The sequence below is a fragment of the Stenotrophomonas rhizophila genome (genome assembly GCF_003751305.1).
GTDB lineage: Bacteria > Pseudomonadota > Gammaproteobacteria > Xanthomonadales > Xanthomonadaceae > Stenotrophomonas > Stenotrophomonas rhizophila_B.
The window spans coordinates 262,052-281,646 of the sequence record NZ_RJKV01000001.1 but is presented as its reverse complement, the minus strand read 5'-3'; the positions used below and the strand labels follow the sequence as shown (position 1 = coordinate 281,646).

Annotated in this window: 18 protein-coding genes; 8 read left to right on the top strand and 10 right to left on the bottom strand. The window is 65.6% G+C overall.

Annotation, left to right across the window (positions count from 1 at the left end; translation table 11 throughout):
- Positions 1-180: 180 nt before the first annotated feature.
- The gene (locus tag EDF74_RS01270) at positions 181-882 is read right to left on the bottom strand and encodes a TorF family putative porin (protein WP_123728469.1); all 702 of its coding nucleotides are present in this window, start codon (positions 880-882) and stop codon (positions 181-183) included.
- 193 nt (positions 883-1,075) lie between these two features.
- Between EDF74_RS01270 and kbl the strand changes: the two genes are divergently transcribed.
- Positions 1,076-2,287, top strand: a complete 1,212-nt coding sequence (gene kbl / locus EDF74_RS01265) for a glycine C-acetyltransferase (RefSeq protein WP_123728468.1) — start codon at positions 1,076-1,078, stop codon at positions 2,285-2,287.
- 60 nt (positions 2,288-2,347) lie between these two features.
- Here the strand turns inward: kbl and EDF74_RS01260 are convergent, their stop codons facing one another.
- From EDF74_RS01260 to EDF74_RS01245, 4 genes are all read right to left on the bottom strand, one after another.
- The gene (locus tag EDF74_RS01260; protein WP_123728467.1) at positions 2,348-2,692 is read right to left on the bottom strand and encodes a hypothetical protein; all 345 of its coding nucleotides are present in this window, start codon (positions 2,690-2,692) and stop codon (positions 2,348-2,350) included.
- Between the two features lie 91 nt (positions 2,693-2,783).
- Positions 2,784-3,635: a pseudouridine synthase gene (locus tag EDF74_RS01255; protein WP_123728466.1), complete on the bottom strand. Its 852-nt coding sequence runs from the start codon at positions 3,633-3,635 to the stop codon at positions 2,784-2,786.
- 19 nt (positions 3,636-3,654) lie between these two features.
- Entirely contained in the window at positions 3,655-4,164 is a 510-nt protein-coding gene (locus tag EDF74_RS01250; protein WP_123728465.1) for a hypothetical protein, read from the bottom strand.
- 477 nt (positions 4,165-4,641) lie between these two features.
- Complete coding sequence (locus tag EDF74_RS01245) at positions 4,642-5,733, bottom strand: OmpA family protein (RefSeq protein WP_123728464.1); 1,092 nt, start codon at positions 5,731-5,733, stop codon at positions 4,642-4,644.
- A gap of 371 nt (positions 5,734-6,104) precedes the next feature.
- Here EDF74_RS01245 and EDF74_RS01240 point away from each other — a divergent pair, with 371 nt between their 5' ends.
- The 5 genes from EDF74_RS01240 to EDF74_RS01220 all read left to right on the top strand — a co-directional run bounded on the left by EDF74_RS01240 (position 6,105) and on the right by EDF74_RS01220 (position 11,428).
- On the top strand, positions 6,105-7,130 hold the full coding sequence (locus EDF74_RS01240) for a zinc-binding alcohol dehydrogenase family protein (RefSeq protein WP_123728463.1): 1,026 nt from the start codon (positions 6,105-6,107) through the stop codon (positions 7,128-7,130).
- A gap of 98 nt (positions 7,131-7,228) precedes the next feature.
- Positions 7,229-7,840 (top strand): YczE/YyaS/YitT family protein, encoded by a 612-nt coding sequence (locus tag EDF74_RS01235; RefSeq protein WP_123728462.1) that lies wholly within the window; start codon positions 7,229-7,231, stop codon positions 7,838-7,840.
- A 104-nt stretch (positions 7,841-7,944) separates the two neighbouring features.
- Complete coding sequence (locus tag EDF74_RS01230) at positions 7,945-9,978, top strand: NADPH-dependent 2,4-dienoyl-CoA reductase (protein WP_123729675.1); 2,034 nt, start codon at positions 7,945-7,947, stop codon at positions 9,976-9,978.
- Positions 9,979-10,268: 290 nt separating this feature from the next.
- Entirely contained in the window at positions 10,269-10,727 is a 459-nt protein-coding gene (locus tag EDF74_RS01225; RefSeq protein WP_088435200.1) for a cell wall hydrolase, read from the top strand.
- 89 nt (positions 10,728-10,816) lie between these two features.
- A complete protein-coding gene (locus EDF74_RS01220; protein WP_123728461.1) occupies positions 10,817-11,428 on the top strand; it encodes a glutathione S-transferase N-terminal domain-containing protein in 612 nt (203 codons plus the stop codon).
- 80 nt (positions 11,429-11,508) lie between these two features.
- Here the strand turns inward: EDF74_RS01220 and EDF74_RS01215 are convergent, their stop codons facing one another.
- The 5 genes from EDF74_RS01215 to EDF74_RS01195 all read right to left on the bottom strand — a co-directional run bounded on the left by EDF74_RS01215 (position 11,509) and on the right by EDF74_RS01195 (position 16,936).
- On the bottom strand, positions 11,509-12,570 hold the full coding sequence (locus EDF74_RS01215) for a suppressor of fused domain protein (protein WP_123728460.1): 1,062 nt from the start codon (positions 12,568-12,570) through the stop codon (positions 11,509-11,511).
- Between the two features lie 72 nt (positions 12,571-12,642).
- A complete protein-coding gene (locus EDF74_RS01210) occupies positions 12,643-13,137 on the bottom strand; it encodes a hypothetical protein (RefSeq protein ID WP_123728459.1) in 495 nt (164 codons plus the stop codon).
- 215 nt (positions 13,138-13,352) lie between these two features.
- Positions 13,353-15,230 carry a propionate--CoA ligase gene (gene prpE / locus EDF74_RS01205; RefSeq protein ID WP_123728458.1) on the bottom strand — a complete coding sequence of 626 codons (1,878 nt, stop codon included), beginning with the start codon at positions 15,228-15,230 and terminating at the stop codon, positions 13,353-13,355.
- Positions 15,231-15,391: 161 nt separating this feature from the next.
- Positions 15,392-16,378 carry a malate dehydrogenase gene (locus EDF74_RS01200; RefSeq protein ID WP_121042906.1) on the bottom strand — a complete coding sequence of 329 codons (987 nt, stop codon included), beginning with the start codon at positions 16,376-16,378 and terminating at the stop codon, positions 15,392-15,394.
- A gap of 63 nt (positions 16,379-16,441) precedes the next feature.
- Complete coding sequence (locus tag EDF74_RS01195) at positions 16,442-16,936, bottom strand: peptidylprolyl isomerase (RefSeq protein ID WP_121042904.1); 495 nt, start codon at positions 16,934-16,936, stop codon at positions 16,442-16,444.
- 270 nt (positions 16,937-17,206) lie between these two features.
- Between EDF74_RS01195 and typA the strand changes: the two genes are divergently transcribed.
- Positions 17,207-19,054, top strand: a complete 1,848-nt coding sequence (gene typA / locus EDF74_RS01190) for a translational GTPase TypA (RefSeq protein ID WP_121042902.1) — start codon at positions 17,207-17,209, stop codon at positions 19,052-19,054.
- Positions 19,055-19,068: 14 nt separating this feature from the next.
- Entirely contained in the window at positions 19,069-19,554 is a 486-nt protein-coding gene (locus EDF74_RS01185) for a DUF2127 domain-containing protein (RefSeq protein WP_121042900.1), read from the top strand.
- The last annotated feature ends 41 nt before the right edge of the window (positions 19,555-19,595 follow it).

The following is a 19,595-nucleotide window of genomic DNA, read 5'->3' as shown; positions in this document are numbered from 1 at the left end:
GTGCCTTCGGCACAGATGATCAAGTGTCCATTCCACCTTGTTCCCGCGCCGTTGGCGCCCCCCTTGAACAACAAGGGGGCTGCTCTCCAGCAAGGGTTCCGGTGTGAGGCCACCATTGAAAAGGCGCCCATCCGGGCGCCTTTTCTGGTTCGCGAGGTGGCCGGCGGTGTCGGGTGCCGGTTACTGCCCGATGCCGACCGTGAACACCACGCGGTTGTCAGCCAGCTTGCCGGAGTTGTCGCGGCCGTTGCCATCGGTGCCGTAATAGCCCAGGCCCAGGTTGAACAGGCCGAACTGGCGGCTGACGCCGACATTCCAATCGGTGTAATCCTTGGAGATGCCTTCTTCGAAGGTGCTGCGGCCGACGTTCGCGCTCAGCGTGAAGTCCTGCGGCAAGGCCCACTCGCCGCCCACGGCGTAGTACCACGCATCGGTGCCCGAATTGAACACGTCATTGGTGTAGGTCACGGTCAGGCTGTACTGCTCGGCGAACGTGGTCTTGGTGATGAACTCGTTGTAGGCCAGCTCGCTCGAGCCCGGATAGGTGTAGCGGTTGAGCAGCAGATCCAGGTTGACGTTGTCGGTCACGTCGAAGGCGTAGCCGATCAGGTAATCGACCTCGGCGTCCGGGCCGCCATCACCGAAATCCACGCCCGAGCCCCAGACACCGGCGTACAGACCCACCGGCGAGGTATAGGTGAAGCCAGCCTGGATCGTCGGATCCTCGTCGGTCTGGGACACACCACGGAACACGTAATCCGAGACACCGGTGACGTTCCAGCTGAACGGCGATTCGGCCTCGTCCTGGGCACTGGCGGCAAACGGGGCAAGCAGGGCGGCGCAGAGCACAACGGCGGCGGTACAGCGCGTGGCGTGGTTCATGCGGGGTCTCTCCAGACGTGGGGTGGGCGGAACGGCATCGGTTTACAGTTTTTTAACCTGATTGATATTGCGATGCAACAATCACGTCTGCAACCGTCTTCCGCCCTGCCCCGCCCATCCACCGCCGGCGGCAACCCCGCCGTGGCCCCCGGCAGGTAAAATCCGGGGTTTCCCGTGCCGAAGACTGCCTGCCATGACCGACGCCACCACCGCCTCGCTGACCCAGCACTACGTTGAAGAACTGGAGGCGATCCGCGCCCAGGGCCTGTTCAAGTCCGAGCGCATCATCACCAGCCCGCAGTCTGCCGAGATCACCTTGGACGATGGCCGTTCGGTGCTGAACTTCTGTGCCAACAACTACCTGGGCCTGGCCGACCATCCGGACCTGATCCAGGCCGCCAAGGACGCGCTGGATACCCACGGCTTCGGCATGGCTTCGGTGCGCTTCATCTGCGGCACCCAGGACCTGCACAAGCAGCTGGAAAAGCAGATCGCCGATTTCTTCGGCAAGCAGGACACCATCCTGTACGCGGCCTGCTTCGACGCCAACGGTGGCCTGTTCGAGCCGCTGCTGGGCGAGCACGACGCGATCATTTCCGACGCGCTCAATCATGCCTCGATCATCGATGGCGTGCGCCTGTGCAAGGCCAAGCGTTTCCGCTACGCCAACTGCGACATGGCCGATCTGGAAGCCCAGCTGCAGGCGGCCGATGCGGCCGGCTGCAAGACCAAGCTGATCACTACCGACGGCGTGTTCTCGATGGACGGCTTCATCGCCCCGCTGGATGAGATCACCGCGCTGGCGAAGAAGTACAACGCGCTGGTCCACATCGACGAATGCCATGCCACCGGCTTCCTCGGCGCCACGGGCCGCGGCTCGGCCGAGGTCAAGGGCGTGCTGGAGAAGATCGACATCATCACCGGCACCCTGGGCAAGGCCATGGGCGGCGCACTGGGCGGCTTCACCTGCGCCAGCGCCGAAGTGATCGAGCTGCTGCGCCAGCGCTCGCGCCCGTACCTGTTCTCCAACTCGCTGCCGCCGCACGTGGTCGCCGCCGGCATCAAGGCCTTCGAGATGCTGGCCGCCGCCGATGACCTGCGCGATACCCTGGCGCAGAACACCGCCTACTTCCGCGAGAAGATGACCGCCGCCGGTTTCGATGTGAAGCCGGGCGTGCACCCGATCAGCCCGGTGATGCTGTACGACGCGCCGCTGGCGCAGAAGTTCGCCGAGCGCCTGCTCGAGGAAGGCATCTACGCGATCGGCTTCTTCTTCCCGGTGGTGCCCAAGGGCCAGGCCCGCATCCGCACCCAGATCAGCGCCGCACACACGCGCGCGCACCTGGACCGTGCCATCGATGCCTTCACCCGGATCGGCCTGGAACTGGGCGTGATCAAGGGTTGACCGGACGGCGGCGCCTGGCGCGCCGTCCCCACAGAACGCCGGGCCATGCCCGGCGTTTTTTTATTTCTTCTTTTTCTTCTTGTCCTTGGCCTCTTCCTTGCTGGCCACCACCACCGGTGCCGCAACCGGACCATCCTGGCCATTGCCCTTGGCCACGCGGATGCCGTTGGCCTTCATCCAGGCGTCGAACTCATCGGCGCTCATGCGCTTGTCGCCATCGCTCATCAGGAAGCGGTAGCTGCCGCGGCCATCCAGCTCGGGGATCTTGATCTCCACCACCTTGTCGGTCACCGGCGGATCCTGTTTGGCGATCTGCTTGTGGCCGCCACAGGCGGTCAGCAGCGCGGCCGGCAACAACAGGCAGGCGCCGCGGAACAGGGAACGATTAAGGGTACTGACGTGCATGGTCTTACTCCCGGTGTTGAACGGAACGTCCCTTCGAAGGCCATCCATTGCCCGGGTCGATTGGCCTGCCACATGCCGGCAGGCCACAAGGTCACGGTGTAGCCGCGGCGCTGTCGGCCACGGCATAAAGCAGATCCAGATCGTGTGGGCTGAGCTCGCGCCAGGCGCCCTTGCCCAGCTCGCCGAGCGGCAGCTGGCCGATCGCCACGCGCACCAGGCGCAGCACGTTGATGTCGAACGCGGCAAGCAGGCGGCGGATATGCCGGTTGCGGCCTTCCTCCAGCACCACTTCCAGCCAGGCGGTCTTGTCGCCGCTGCGCAGCAGCGTGGCGCGCCGCGCACGCAGTACCTCGCCTTCGTCCTCGATCCCCGCGCACAACGCCTGTAACTGAGCGGCATCGGGAATCGCATCGATCTGGACGTGATAGGTCTTGTCCGGTCCGGTGGCCGGATCGGTCAGGCGCGCGGCCCATTGCGGATCATTGCTGAAGAGCAGCAGGCCTTCGCTGGCCTTGTCCAGGCGCCCGACCGGCGCGATCCACGGCAGCCCGGCAGCATCGAAACAGCGGTACACGGTGTCACGGCCGCGCTCGTCCTGCGCGGTGGTCACCAGGCCGCGCGGCTTGTTGAGCATCAGGTGCACGCGCTTGGGCGCATCCAGCGGCTGACCATCGACGCGCACATGATGGCGACCGTCGATGATCGGAAATTCGGGGTTGTTGATGACGCGGCCGTCGACCGTGACCCGGCCGTCGGCGATCCAGCGCGCGGCTTCGGTGCGCGAGCACAGCCCGGCCTTGGAAAGCACACGCGCCAGACCATGGCGCGGTGCACTCGGGGACGTGCTGGACGCAGTGGTGCGGGCGCCTGTTGCGGGGCTCGCACGCCGCTCGGGGCGGCGTGGTCGGGACGCGGTCGCGGCGGGTGGCCGGCGTGTCGTCATCGTGCTCCGCTCAGGCGGCTTACTTCTTGTCCGCCGGCTTGGTCTCAGCCGGTGCTTCGGGAGCGGCAGCCGGCACGGCGGCCGGCACCGGGCGCGCCTTGACCACGCGCACGCCACGCGCCTTCATCCACGCGTCGAATTCTTCGGCAGTCATGCGCTTGCCGTTCTGGCTCATGTCGAAGCGCCACGGCGTGTTGTCGAACTCGGTCTGCGGCTTGTAGGCGGCCGGATCGTTCGGGTTGATCACCGGTGCACTGGGGATTGCCTTGGCGATGTTCTGGCAGCCGTCGATGCGCAGGCGCTGCAGCACGCTGTCCAGCGACTGCTCGCGGTCGTAGCTGGAGGTCAGTACGCCGGCAGGCATGCCCAACTGGACGTTGCGGATGTACAGCTCTTCGGCAACCGGCGCGATCGCGGTGGCCGGCAGCGGCAGCGGCGATGCGCTGGCAGGTGCCGAACAGTCCACGGCAGCGTGGGCGGCGGGAACCAGGGCCAGGCCAAGCGCGGCGGCCAGTGCAAAACGCTGCATGAGATGCATCCAGGAAGGGGTCGACGCGGCGAGTTTAACAGCGCCACAACGTCTTTCAAGCGCCACTTTCAATGAATACGGCAACTTGTTGGATTTATTGTCGATTTCACGGATTCTGCCCGAATGCATGCGCGGAAATGCGGGTCTCATTGGCGAGGCAGTTGTGAAGCGAACGCCGAACGCTTTCAGTCGCAGCGGCCGGTGCGTCGAGCGCTGGACCGCGCTGCAACGAAAGGCCAGGTTTTACGTGGGCTTACAGCACGGCGAGCCCCGTAGCGGCCGGTAGGCCCCTGGGCAAAATCAAGGAGGAGGCCGTCGCCGCAAGGCGGCGGCCGGGGGACATTTGCCGAGGGGCCTACCGGTCGCTGCGAGGCGTGACGCGGGCGAGAAGCCCACGTGGCAAAGTAAGAAAAGACAAAAAAAAACAGGGCCCGGCAATGCCGGGCCCTGCTTATTGAGACTGTACTGCCAGAAGGATTAGTTCTGGACGTTCAGCTCGGTACGACGGTTCTTGGCGCGGCCTTCCGGGTTATCCGAACCATCCGGGTTGGCGTTCGGCGCAATCGGGCGGCTCTCGCCGTAACCGATCGGACCGACCAGACGCGAAGCGTCAACGCCGTTCTGGGTCAGATAGTTGTACACCGAGGTAGCACGACGCTCGGACAGCTTCTGGTTGTAAGCGTCGGTACCCTTGGAATCGGTGTGACCGGCCACTTCAACGCGCAGATCCGGGTAACGCTTCAGGATTTCCGAAGCCTCGCTCAGGATCGCAACCGCATCCGGACGCAGGTTCGACTTGTCGAAGTCGAAGTTCACGCCCTTCAGATCGATCGACACCGGGACCGGGCAACCGTCCGGACCGATGGTCTGACCCGGCTGGGAGTTCGGGCACTTGTCGTCGCAGTTGTTGACGCCGTCACCGTCGTCATCCAGATCGGCGCAGCTCGGGGCAACCGGAGCCGGAGCCGGCACGGCAGCGACCGGAGCCGGGCCCAGCGGGATCACGACACCGACCGAAGCCAGCACGTCGCCGAACCAGTCTTCGCTCGGAGCAGCAACGCTCTTGTCGTCGAAGTCAGCGCGGTAGGCCACTTCGGCACGCACGGCGACGCGCTTTTCGAAGGTGGTCTGCAGGCCGACGCCGAGCTTGGCGGCGAAGTTGCCGTCCTTGCGCTCACGCGGACCGTTGTTGTCCAGTGCTGCGTACTCTTCTTCCGACTTCTGGTAACCCAGACCCATCAGCAGGTACGGGTTCCAGCCGCGGCCTTCCTGGATGAAGTGGCGACGCAGATCGACGGACGCGCCGTACTGGCTCCAGTTCAGATCCTGGTTGGCATCGAAGTTCGGGTTCTGGTAGTTCAGCTCGCCGTCCAGCGACCAGTTGGGGCTGATGAACTTACCGAGGCCCAGGGTAACGAACGGAGCGTCGTTGGTCAGACGGTCGCTATCCTGGAAGTTGAAGCCGGCCGAACCGGTCAGGTACCAGCGGTCGTCAAAATCCTGCGCCGATGCAGCCTGGGCGAAAGCCAGACCGCCCAGCAGCGCGGCAGTAAGGATCTTCTTGTTCATTGAGTACAGCTCCTATTTCGGGGGTATGAAACCGGTAGAGGCATGGGCCAGCACTACTGCGTCGTTTTCAGACTGCCGATTCAGCACGCCACCGCCGCGAACATTATGCTCAGGCGAGTGAAGGTGATGTTAACAGTCCCGTAACATGTGAAGACGACCACTAGACCTCTACCGGGTCCAGCTGGTGGCACCCTATACAGGTTGATGAAATTCCGCAAGACCCAGACGCGACAAGGGTTTTGCCTAATTCAGGCGAGGTCGGGACACATTTTTCACGAAAGGGTTCAAATCGCGATCACGTCGTGATTCAGCGCAGAAACAGCGGCGGCGTGATCCGTATGATGAAGATGATTCCCCCATCCGGAGCCGCCATGAAAGCCGTGGGATTGACGCAGTATCTGCCGATTGAAGACCCCGCCAGCCTGCAGGACCTGAGCATCGCGCCGCCGGGCGCACCTCAAGGACGTGATTTGCTGGTGCGCATCCACGCCGTCTCGGTGAATCCTGTCGATGCAAAACAGCGCGCGCCGCGTGCGCAGCATGAGAACCCGGCGCGGATACTCGGCTACGACGCCGCAGGTGTTGTTGAAGCGGTCGGCGAGGCGGTGACCGCGTTCGCACCCGGTGACGAGGTGTATTACGCAGGCGACGTCACACGCCCGGGCTGCAATGCGCACTATCAGTGGGTGGACGAACGCCTGGTCGGGCGCAAACCGACCACGCTGGATTTCGCCGACGCCGCGGCGTTGCCGCTGACCACCTTGACCGCGTGGGAACTGCTGTTCCAGCGGATGCCATTACAGCTCGATGACTGCCGTCATCGTGGCCAGCATCTGTTGATCATCGGCGGTGCCGGCGGCGTCGGCTCCATCGCGATCCAGCTCGCGCGGCATGCGGGCTTCACCGTGATCGCCACGGCATCGCGCGAGGCGACCCGCGCTTGGTGCGTAAAGATGGGTGCCGACCACGTGATCGATCATCGCCAGCCGCTGGCGCCGCAGTTGCAGGCACTGGGGATTGCGCAGGTGCAGGTGGCATTGAATCTGGCCGACACCGACCATTACTGGGAAGCGCTGGGTGAGCTGCTGGCGCCGCAGGGGCATGTGGGGCTGATCGTCGAGCCGCGCGGCCCGTTGCGCATCGGCGATCCTTATAAAGCCAAGTGCATCGGCATCCACTGGGAATTCATGTTCGCCCGCGCGCGCTTCCAGACCGCGGACATGATCGAGCAGCATTGCATCCTCAACCGGGCGGCCAGCCTGATCGATGCCGGTGAACTGCGCACCACCGCGCACACGCACCTGGGCGCGATCAACGCGACGAACCTGCGCGAGGCACACCGCCGGCTGGAAGGGGGCGGCGTGATCGGCAAGCTGGTGCTGTCCGGCTGGGAGTAACGCGCGCGCCGGTGTGTCATCGCACTTTCGTGCGCATCTGTATCTGTCGGCGGTACGCCGTGCCGCCTACAGTCAGTGGCCCTTCCGGTGAATCTGCCATGCCCACGTCCCTGCCCCTGCGCCTGCTGCAACTCCTGCTCGGCCTGTTCCTGTACGGCTTCGGCGCGGCGGTGATGATCCGCGCAGCGATCGGGGTGGCGCCCTGGGATGTGCTCTCACAGGGCATCGCGCTGCAGACACCGCTGTCCTTCGGCGTGGCCACCAATGTGATTGGCGCACTGGTGCTGCTGCTGTGGTGGCCCATCCGGCAGAAACCGGGGCTGGGCACCGTGCTCAACGTGCTGCTGATCGGCCCGAGTGCCCAGTTCGGGCTGTGGCTGCTGCCGGAGGTGCATGGCCTGGCCTGGCAGATCCCGATGTTCGTCTGCGGCCTGCTGCTGGTCGCGCTGGCCACCGGCCTGTACATCGGCGCGCGCTTCGGCCCCGGCCCACGCGATGGCCTGATGACCGGCCTGCACGCCCGCACCGGCTGGCCGATCTGGATCGTGCGCAGCGCTATCGAAGGCACCGTACTGCTGATCGGCTGGTGGCTCGGCGGCAATGTCGGGGTGGGCACCCTCGCGTTCGCGCTGCTGATCGGCCCGCTGTGCGGCGTCACCCTGCCGCTGTTCGGCATCCGCAAGCCCAGCCCGGCAGCTGCCACGCCATAGCGGGCGTCCGTGCGGACCCGTGGTCGGCAGCGGGTGGACACATGCCCTTGCTCTTCAAGGGCATTCGCGGCACCCTGCGGGCTTCCGTACGCAAGCGTATCCATATGTCGCCAGCCGCCGAATCCACCGCCTACCCGCATCTGTTCACTCCGCTTGATCTGGGGTTCACCCAGCTGCGCAACCGGGTCCTGATGGGGTCCATGCATACCGGTCTGGAGGACCGTGCGCGCGATTTCCCGCGCCTGGCGGCCTATTTTGCCGAGCGGGCGGCTGGCGGCGTCGGGCTGATCGTCACCGGCGGCTTCGCACCCAACGTGGTCGGCTGGCTCAAGCCGTTCGGTGGCAAGCTGTCCTGGCCGTGGGAGGTGCGACCGCATCGCCAGGTCACCGGGGCCGTGCACGACAACGGCAGCAAAATCTGCCTGCAGCTGCTGCATGCCGGGCGCTACGCCTACCACCCCTTGTCAGTGGCACCCTCCAAGCTGAAGGCCCCGATCAACCCGTTCACGCCCCGGGCGCTGTCCGCGCGCGGGGTGGAGCGCCACATCGCGGACTACGCGCGCAGCGCGCGGCTGGCCCGCGAGGCCGGCTACGACGGCGTCGAGGTAATGGGCTCGGAAGGCTATCTGATCAACGAGTTCATCGCCCCGCGCACCAACCAGCGTACCGATCGCTGGGGCGGTGACGCCGCCCAGCGCATGCAGTTCGCGGTGGAGATTGTGCGCCGCATCCGCGAGGCCTGCGGGCCGGACTTCATCATCATCTACCGGCTCTCGCTGGTGGATCTGGTGCCCGACGGCAGCAACTGGGCCGAGATCGTGCAGCAGGCGCAGGCGATCGAGGCGGCGGGCGCAACGCTGATCAACTCCGGCATCGGCTGGCACGAGGCGCGCATCCCGACCATTGCGACCTCGGTGCCGCGCGGCGCCTTCGCGGCGGTTACCGCCAAACTCAAGCCGCACGTGCGCGTGCCGGTGATCGCCACCAACCGCATCAACATGCCCGACGTGGCCGAGCGCATCCTTGCCGAAGGCGCTGCCGACATGGTCTCGCTGGCGCGGCCGCTGCTGGCCGACCCGCAGTGGGCCAACAAGTCGCGCGCCGGCCGCCCGGAGGCGATCAACACCTGCATCGCCTGCAACCAGGCCTGCCTGGACCACGTGTTCGAGAACAAGACCGCCAGCTGTCTGGTCAATCCGCGCGCCGTGCACGAGACCGAGCTGGTCTACCGCCCGACCACCGCCCCGCGCCGGATCGCCGTGGTCGGTGCCGGCCCGGCCGGGCTGGCCTGCGCGACGGTCGCCGCCGAGCGCGGCCACGCGGTCACGCTGTTCGATGCCGGCAGCGAGATCGGCGGGCAGTTCAATGTCGCCAAGCGCATCCCGGGCAAGGAAGAATTCCACGAGACGCTGCGCTATTTCCGCCACAAGCTGGACGAGACCGGTGTCGAGGTGAAGCTGGATACCGTGGCCGACGTGGCCGTGCTGGCCCGTTTCGACGCGGTGGTGATCGCCACCGGCATCACCCCGCGCCGGGTCGATTTCCCCGGTGCCGACCATCCCAAGGTGGTTACCTACCTGGATGTGCTGCTTGGCAGGGTCCAGGTAGGCGAGCAGGTCGCGATCATCGGCGCCGGCGGCATCGGCTTCGATGTCGGCGAGTTCCTCGTCCACGAGGGGCCCTCCTCCGCGCTGGATCCGGCACGCTGGATGGCCGAGTGGGGCGTGGACCCGTCGTTCGAGGGCCGCGGCGCGCTCGCCAAGCCGGCGCCTGAGGCACCCGCACGCAAGGTCTGGCTGCTGCAGCGCAGTCCGGGCAAGCCCGGCGCGCGGCTGGGCAAGACCACCGGCTGGATCCACCGCGCCACGCTCAAGGCCAAGGGCGTGAGCATGCTCGGTGGCGTGGCTTACCTGGGCGTGGATGACAGCGGCCTGCGCATCCGCGTGGATGGCCAGGAACAGCTGCTGCCGGTGAGCCATGTGGTGGTCTGCGCCGGCCAGGAACCGCGCCGTGATCTGCACGCCGCGCTGCAGGCCGCTGGCATCCATGCGCAGCTGATCGGCGGTGCGGATGTAGCCGCCGAACTCGACGCCAAGCGCGCGATCGATCAGGGCAGCCGGGTCGCCGCCGCGCTCTGATCCGGGTCAAAACCGACCTGAATACGGGGCTGAACCGCCGATTCAGCCCCACCCCCGAACCTGAATGTCAAGCTTTCGGGTTCAGGATGTATTGGGAAATCCCCCCCTATCGTGCGCCAACTTTCCCGCTCACCACCCAGTTCGAGTGAGCGCGCGGACCCCACGTCTATTCGGGTCCGCCCCCGGGCGGCCCCGATGGCCGCCTCCCCATGACGCCAAGTCGTACCCACGCCCCGTCCGCACGATCGGATGGAACAGCCAGGTGCGGCCCACACGGAGCAAGGAGATTTATGAAACTGGCCTGGATTCTCTGGCTGTCACAGTTGTTGCCGCAGCCTGCCGCCGATTCGTTGTGCCTGAGCACGACCGTCTACCTCGAAGCGCGTGACCAGACCCTGCGCGGCCAGCAAGCCGTCGCGGAAGTGGCCCTGCGCCGCCTGGACAGCGGCCTGTGGGGCGACTCGATGTGCCAGGTGGTGACCGCCCGCAAGCAGTTCGCCCCGACCATCGTCGCGCCCGGCACCCAGCTCGGCAACGCCGATGCCTGGCAGGAAGCGATGACCGTCGCCTTCGACGCCGAGCGCAACTGGGCCCTGCCGGCCGGTGAGCGCAAGGAAATCGTTCCGGGTGCGAGCCACTTCGCCGCCCTGGCGATCGCCAACCCGAGCTGGCGCAACGCCTACCAGGTGGCCACGATCGGTGATCACACCTTCTATCGCGTGCAGAAACTCAAGCCACGCGCGTCGTAACGATCTGTTACGGCCATACCGTTGAGGATGCGGGGCCAGCTCTGGAATAGTGGGCGGCTGATCTTCCACCCATCCGCAACGGAGTTCCCATGAAGCTGTACAGCAAGCCCGGAGCCTGCTCCACCGCCGACCACATCGCCCTGCAGTGGACCGGCCAGCCGTTCGAGGTGGAACTGCTCGACAAGGACACCCTGAAGGCCCCCGCCTTCCTGGCCATCAATCCGGCCGGCTCGGTTCCGGCCGTCGTCGATGGTGATTTCGTGCTGACCCAGAACGCGGCCATCCTGGGCTACATCGCCGATACCTACCCGCAGGCCGGCCTGACCGGTGACGGCAGCCCCAAGCAGCGCGCCGAAGCCACCCGTTGGCTGTCCTTCGTCAACTCGGACCTGCACCCGGCATTCAAGCCGCTGTTCGGGCCGGGCACCTTCATCGAAGATGACACCCAGTACGACGCGCTCCGCGCCACCGCCCGCAAGCGCCTGCGCGGCCTGTTCGAGCGCGCAGATGCACAGTTGGCCGACCGCCCCTGGCTGGCTGGGTTCCGCAGCTTCGCCGACCCGTACTTCTACATCACCCTGCGCTGGGCCGCGGGCGCGAAGATCGACCTGAGCGGCCTGGACAACATCGCTGCCTTCAAGCAGCGGATGGACGCCGATGCCGGCGTGCTGGCGGTACTGAAGGCCGAAGGCCTCCTGTAGAGCCACCCCATGGGTGGCTGCAGGCGGTCCGGCCAGAACACACGCGTCCGGCCGGACAAGGAGCCACGCATGGCGTGGCTCTACCCGATCGTACGCAGCACAGTGCCCTCGGCATCGCGCAGTTCGCTCGGCTCCACCACCACCTGCAGCGCCGGCCAACCCGGGATCGCATAGGTGCCACGGCGTGGCAGGACCGTGGCGACCAGTGCCTGCACCGTGGCCGGCGCCAACTGGCAGTCCAGCGCATCGCCCTCGACCACCAGCGCATTGACGGCCGCCGGCGACAGCGTGATCTGCCGATCGTTGCCGACCAGCGTCAATGGCTGGCCGAACAGCAACCGCGCCGGCAGCAACGCGAGCAGCGATTCCACCTGGCGCGCGCCCAGGGTCACGCTCACCTGCTGCGCATCGCCCTCGCCCTGCACCGACCCGCCCAGCTTTTCCAGGAACAGATAGGCCGTTTGCGAGCCCTCGCGCGCCGCACCTTCGGCGACCGCGGCAGCCAGTGCGGGATCGTCCAGCAGCGAGTCACGCGCGATATCAGTGATCCACAGCGGCATCTTCGGCAGCAGCGCCTCGAGCACGCCCGTGGTCGACCAGCGCTTCACCGCCTCCATCTCGTCATCGGTCAGCCCGATCACCTGCAGGAATTCCAGCGAACCGTTGGGCGTCTCGCGCGGCGGCAGCTGCGGGTCGCGCATGAAGGCGACGTGCCGCAGCAGCGTATCGGTGTCGGCGGCGATCGGCCCGCCTGCGTTGAGGTAGTGACCCTGCTGGAACACCTTGCCATTGGCGAACACGTAGCGCGCCAGGTTCTGCAGGAAGTTCATCGCCCACGGCGGTGGCTCGCTGCCCGCCGCGGCGACAATCCGGAAGCTCAGTTCGAAGCCGTAGCCACTGGTGGCCGGATCATCGCTCTCTTTTTCATACAGCTCGGAGAAGCCATAGCTGAGGAAATGCCAGTGCGGCAGCGGGGCATCGTTCCAGTACGCGCTGATGCCGTCCAGCGGATCCTCACCCCCCAGCAGCGACCGCAACACCGGGCCGTAATGCTGCGGCGCCTGCGTGGGATACACCGCCTTCAACGCGGCATCGATGGCCTCCCACCCAGGGGCGCCGTCGTCCTCGATCTCATCCACCATCGCTATTCTCCCGCACACGAAACAGCACGCATTCTAAACAGCGTGCTGCCTGGCTGCCGTCGACGTATCGCCTCAGGCGATCACGGCCTCGGTGTGCAGCAGCGCGTGCGTTTCTTCAAGCCAGCGGTTGGCCAGTGCCGGGCTTTTCGCCTTGCTGATCGCGGCGGCCATGTCCGGCCACAGCTTTTCCAGGCCGCCGGCATCGGTGCAGCGCTCGACTTTCAACTGCATGAAATACCCCTTCAGACCGAGGTGTCTGCGCACCGATTCGCTCATCCAGTCATACAGCCGCTTGTACAGCTCCGGATCCTGCTCGCGCCCGGCAGTCAGCGCCGTGGCGACCACCGGTGCGGCGCTGCCACCGACGATCTCGATCAAGCCCATTGCCGACAGCTGCGCCAGCGCATCGTCCGGTGCGCGCAGGCCCGGCAGCAGAGCGGTCAACACGGTGTCATCGCGCTGACCATCGACCATCAGCAGCATGGAACGCAGCGCCGGCGGCAGGCGCCGCGCACGATCCTCGATTTCCTGACGGCCAGCGGCCGTCTTGGCATGAATGTACGCCATGTACTCCCCCCTTCACGTGGTGCATTACCGCGCGTGGCACCGGCCGTTCGCCGCTACGTGCGCGCCCCCTTGCAACGATCACCTGCGCAGCTTACCCGAGCCTCCGCATCGGCTGTAATGCGCTGCAGCACGGGCCGGCCGGCGCGCGGCGGACATGAAAAGGCCCGCCTCTCCGAAGAGGGCGGGCCCGGGGAGCGCAGGCGGTTATTGGCGCCCTAGGAACCCAGCGCGCGCCGGATCTCGTCCAGTGCGGACGGGTCGTCCAGAGTCGACAGATCACCCGGATCACGTTCCTCCGCCAGCGCCTGCAGCGAGCGCCGCAGCAGCTTGCCCGAACGCGTCTTGGGCAGCGCGTTGACGATATGGATGTGCGCCGGCCGCGCGACCGCGCCCAGGGTATTGGTCACCCGCTGCATCATCTCGGCCGCCACGGCACTGCCGTCGCCCTGCAGGGCCTGCTTGAGGGTGACGAATACCAGCGGCACCTGGCCCTTGAGTTCGTCCTTGACCCCGATCACGGCGGCCTCGGCCACCAGCGGATGGCCGGCGATGCATTCTTCGATCTCCCGCGTGCCCAGGCGGTGCCCGGCCACGTTGATGACATCGTCGGTGCGGCCGAGGATGAAGGTGTAGCCGTCTTCGTCCTGGATCGCCCAGTCCAGCGAGCTGTACAGCAGTTCCTTGAAGTGGCTGAAGTAACTCTGGATGAAGCGCGCGTCGTCCTTCCAGACCGTGGTCATGCAGCCCGGCGGCAGCGGCGGGATCATCACCAGCACGCCCTTCTGCCCCGGCGCGACGGTCTCGCCGGTGTTCTCGTCGATGACCTTCATCCGGTAGCCGAGGTTCGGGAAACCGGGCGAGCCGAAGCGCACCGGTTTCATGTCCACGCCCGGCAGCAGGGTCAGTGCCGGCCAGCCGGTTTCGGTCTGCCAGTAGTTGTCGATGATCGGCTTGCCGAGTGCATCGTTGATCCAGTGCGCGGTCGGCTCATCGAGCGGTTCGCCGGCGAGGAACACGTACTTCAGTGCTTCCAGATCGTGGCGGCGGATGAAATCGGCATCGTGCTTCTTGAGCACGCGGATCGCGGTCGGCGAGGAGAACAGCGTGCGCACGCCGTACTGTTCGCACAGCGCCCACCAGATGCCCGGGTCCGGATGGGTCGGCAGCCCTTCGTACAGCAGCGAGGTGCAGCCGCCGATCAGTGGGCCGTAGACGTTGTAGGAATGCCCGACCGCCCAGCCCACATCCGAGGTGGAGAACATCACCTGGCCGGGCTTGCAGTCGAACACCGTCTCCATCGACTGCGCCATCGCTACTGCGTAGCCGCCGACATCACGCTGTACGCCCTTCGGCTTGCCGGTGGTGCCGGAGGTGTAGAGCAGATAGCTCGGCTCACTGGATTCCAGCCACACCACCGGTACATCCTGGTCACCTACCTCGGCACGCAGCGTGGCGTAATCGACGTCGCGACCGGGCACCTTCGGCTCGGCCGGGTCCAGACCGCGCGAGACGATCAGCACGTGCGGTGGCGGCGAAGCGGCTTCGGCGCAGGCGGCATCGACCATCGCCTTGTAGGGAATCACTTTGCCGCCGCGCTTGCCGGCGTCGGCGGCGATCAACAGCTTCGGTTCGGCGTCATCGATGCGCAGTGCCAGGTTGTGCGCGGCGAAACCGCCGAACACCACCGAGTGGATCGCCCCGATGCGTGCGCAGGCCAGCATCGCGAACACCGCTTCGGCCATGTTCGGCATGTAGATCACCACGCGGTCGCCACGCTGCACGTCCAGCCGCTGCAGCACGGCGGCGAAGGCATTCACTTCGCGGTGCAGCTCACGGTAGGTGATCTCGCGGGTAACACCGGTTTCACTGGAGATGGCGACAAGGGCGAGCTGGTCGGGACGGTCGACCAGATGGCGGTCCACCGCGTTGTAGCAGAGGTTGGTTTCCCCGCCGACGAACCAGCGCCGGAACGGCGGGTTGCTGTAGTCGAGGATCTGCTGCGGCGGGGTATGCCAATAGATGCGATGGGCCTCTTCGCCCCAGAACGCCTCGGGTTCATCGACCGAACGTCGATAGACATCTTCGTAACGCATGACAGCCCTCCCAGACAAAGTCATGGGATCGAGCATAGTCCGATGGCCGTTGGCCGACCGCACGACCTTGGTCGTAGGGAGACCAAAAAAAACGCCGGGCAATGCCCGGCGTTTCTTCCATCAGGCACCGACCAACGGCCGGCAACTGTCATGGCGTGCGATCAACCCAGCAGGTGGGCGACGCCGGAGCGCTCTTCTTCCAGCTCGGCCAGGGTCTTGTCGATGTACTTCTGGCTGAAGTCGTCGACCGGCAGATCCTTGACCAGGGTGTACTCGCCGTTCTCGGTGGTGACCGCGAAGCCGAAGATCACGCCTTCCGGGATGCCGTAGGAGCCGTCGGACGGCACACCCATGGTGACCCACTTGCCGTTGCTGCCCAGCACCCAGTCACGGATGTGGTCGACGGCGGCATTGGCCGCCGAGGCCGCCGAGGACGAGCCACGGGCTTCGATGATCGCCGCGCCGCGCTTGCCCACGGTCGGAATGAAGGTGGAGGCGTTCCATTCCTGGTCGTTGATCGCCTCGGCGATGGAGGCACCCTCGGCGGTGGCGAAACGGTAATCCGGGTACATGGTCGGGCTGTGGTTGCCCCACACGATCAGCTTCTCCATGCCACCGACCGGCTTGCCGAGCTTGGTCGACAGCTGGCTCAGCGCACGGTTGTGGTCCAGGCGCAGCATGGCGGTGAAGTTGCGCGGGTTCAGATCCGGTGCCGACTTCATGGCGATGTAGGCGTTGGTGTTGGCCGGGTTGCCGACCACCAGCACCTTGACGTCACGCTTGGCGACCTTGTTCAGCGCCGCGCCCTGGGCGGTGAAGATCTTGGCGTTTTCCAGCAGCAGATCCTTGCGCTCCATGCCCGGGCCGCGCGGACGCGCGCCGACCAGCAGGGCGATGTCGGCATCCTTGAAGGCCACTTCGGCGTCATCGGTACCGACCATGCCGGCCAGCAGCGGGAAGGCGCAGTCTTCCAGTTCCATCATCACGCCGCGCAGGGCGGCCTGGGCCTTGTCGACCGGCAGCTCGAGCAGCTGCAGGATGACCGGCTGGTCCTTGCCCAGCATGTCGCCGGAGGCGATGCGGAACAGCAGGGCGTAGCCGATCTGGCCGGCGGCGCCGGTCACGGCAACACGAACAGGTGCTTTCATGGGGATTTCCTCTGCTAAGAATCGTAAAAACGGCCCCCTTCACAGGGGGCCGTCGGGATCGGATCAGGCGCTGGGGATGAGCTTGTTCCACTCCGCCACGCGCTCGGCCTGGGCGGCCAGCACGGCGTCGGTGTCGCCTTCCAGGGTGATCGAATGGATCACGTCGCCCTGCTTGACCGAGTCCACGATGGCCTGGCCGTCGAGCACCTGACCGAACACGGTGTGCTTGCCGTCCAGCCAATCGGTCTTGATGTGGGTGATGAAGAACTGGCTGCCGTTCGTGTTCGGGCCGGCATTGGCCATCGACAGCGAACCGACCTGGTGCTTCACGCCATTCTTTTCATCTTCGAACTTGTAGCCCGGGCCGCCGGTGCCCTGGCCCTTGGGGCAGCCGCCCTGGATCATGAAGTCCGGGATCACGCGGTGGAAGACCAGGCCGTCATAGAAGCCGTGCTTGACCAGGTTGACGAAGTTGGCGACCGTCAGCGGGGCCTTGTCGGCGAACAGCTCGACCTTGATCGGGCCCTGGGTGGTGTCGAAAGTGGCGATGAGGGACATGCAAATCCTTGGGGTACGGGGGTTTGTCGTTAGCCCCATAGGATACACCCGTGGTATGCGGGCGGCCTGCAAAAAGGAGGACGGTAGTGCCGGCCGTTGGCCGGCAGCCAGGCAGAACCTGCCGGAGATCATGGGGTTGCCGGCCAGCGGCCGGCACTACCTGAATGCCCGTCCGGCAAGGCTTGCGACGTACTTTTCGCGATTGGTCATCTTGGCCGTATAATGTTGGACTTCTTTTTCCAAATCCGGCGCCGACTGGCCCCCTTTCGCATGTCTATCGAAAATCTTCGCAACATCGCCATCGTCGCCCACGTCGACCACGGTAAGACCACCCTCGTCGACCAGCTGCTCAAGCAGTCCGGCACCCTCTCCGAGCGCACCGTGCTCGCCGAGCGCGTGATGGACAGCAATGACCAGGAAAAGGAACGCGGCATCACCATCCTGGCCAAGAACACGGCCATCACCTGGGAAGACAAGAAGACCGGTATCAAGAACCGGATCAACATCGTCGACACCCCGGGACACGCCGACTTCGGCGGCGAAGTGGAGCGCGTGCTGTCGATGGTCGACACCGTGCTGATCCTCGTCGACGCGATGGACGGCCCGATGCCGCAGACCCGCTTCGTCACCCAGAAGGCCTTCGCGATGGGCTTCAAGCCGATCGTCGTGGTCAACAAGGTCGACCGTCCGGGCTCGCGTCCGGATTGGGTGATCGACCAGGTCTTCGACCTGTTCGACAAGCTCGGCGCCACCAATGAGCAGCTGGACTTCCCGATCGTCTACGCCTCGGCCCTGAACGGCTATGCTGGCCTGGAAGACACCGTGCGCGACGGCGACATGACCCCGCTGTACGAAGCGATCATGCAGCACGCGCCGATGCCGGAAGTGGACCCGGAAGGTCCGTTCCAGATGCGCATCAGCCAGCTGGACTACAACAACTTCGTGGGCGTGATCGGCATCGGCCGCGTGCAGCGCGGCACCCTGAAGAAGAACATGCAGGTCGCGGTCATCGATCGTGAAGGCAAGAAGCGCAACGGCAAGGTCGCGCAGGTGCTGGGCTTCCTGGGCCTGGAGCGCATCGAGCAGGACACCGCCGAGGCCGGCGACATCGTCGCCATCTCCGGTATTCCGGAACTGACCATCTCCGACACCCTGTGCCACCCGGATACCCCGGAAGCACTGCCGGCGCTGACCGTCGATGAACCGACGATCTCGATGACCTTCCAGGTCAACAACTCGCCGTTCGCCGGCAACAAGGACCTGTCCGGTGGCAAGTTCCTGACCAGCCGCCAGATCAAGGACCGTCTGGACCGCGAGCAGGTCCACAACGTGGCCCTGAAGGTGGAACAGCTGGAAGACGCCGACAAGTTCCTGGTCTCCGGCCGTGGCGAACTGCATCTGTCGGTGCTGATCGAGAACATGCGTCGTGAAGGCTACGAGCTGGCCGTGTCGCGTCCGGAAGTGATCATCAAGCAGATCGACGGCCAGGCCATGGAGCCGATCGAGCAGCTGGTGGTGGACATCGAAGAACAGCACCAGGGCGGCGTCATGGAAAAGCTGGGCACCCGCAAGGGCCAGCTGAAGAACATGGAGCCGGACGGCAAGGGCCGTGTGCGTCTGGAATACCAGATCCCGGCCCGTGGCCTGATCGGTTTCCAGAACGAGTTCAAGACACTGACCCAGGGTTCGGGCCTGCTGTTCCATGTGTTCGACCATTACGGTCCGAAGGAACAGGGTTCGATCGCCAAGCGCCAGAACGGCGTGATGATCGCCAATGCCCCGGGTGCCACCCCGGCGTACTCCCTGGGCCCGCTGCAGGAACGCGGCAAGCTGTTCGCTGCTGAAGGCGACAACGTGTATGAAGGCCAGCTGGTCGGCATCCACTCCAAGGACAACGATCTGACCGTCAACGCGATCAAGACCAAGCCGCTGACCAACATGCGCGCCTCGGGCAAGGACGATGCGATCCAGCTGACCCCGGCGATCAAGTACTCGCTGGAGCAGGCCCTGGACTTCATCGAAGACGACGAGCTGGTCGAGATCACCCCGAAGGAAATCCGCCTTCGCAAGAAGGGCCTGACCGAAAGCGACCGCAAGAAGGCCTCGCGCGGCGGCTGATCGGACCCATTGTCGTGATCGACAAGCCCTACAACCCGGATCCTCACAAGCATCCGGGGCTTCACCTGATCGCCTTGCTGGAAGCCAGCAAGGCGGTTCTGGCGCTATTGGCTGCGACCGGGCTGGAAATGCTCGGTCCGCAGCCCCTGCGCGATGCGGTCAATGCCTTGATCCGCCGGTTCAGCCTGGACCCGGATCACGGCACCCTGCCCTCGCTGCTCAACATGATCAGCCCCGATGCAGTGCATCTGGCGGCTGCTGCGATGGTCGCCTACGGCGTCCTGCACCTGTTCGAGGCCTGGGGCCTCTGGCGCGCCAAAGCCTGGGCCTCCTGGCTGGGCTGCGTCACCGCCGGCATCTACCTGCCGTTCGATATCTACGCCATCCTCCGCCATCCGGGCTGGGCCTCGTGGTCGGTGCTGGTAATCAATCTGATCGTGGTCGGCGTACTCGCCCGCGACATCCGAAAACGCCACGGCACGATCGCCAACGCGGCTTGAGTTGCCAAGCGCCGCCTGTGCTGGTTAGCCTGTCGGCCGGT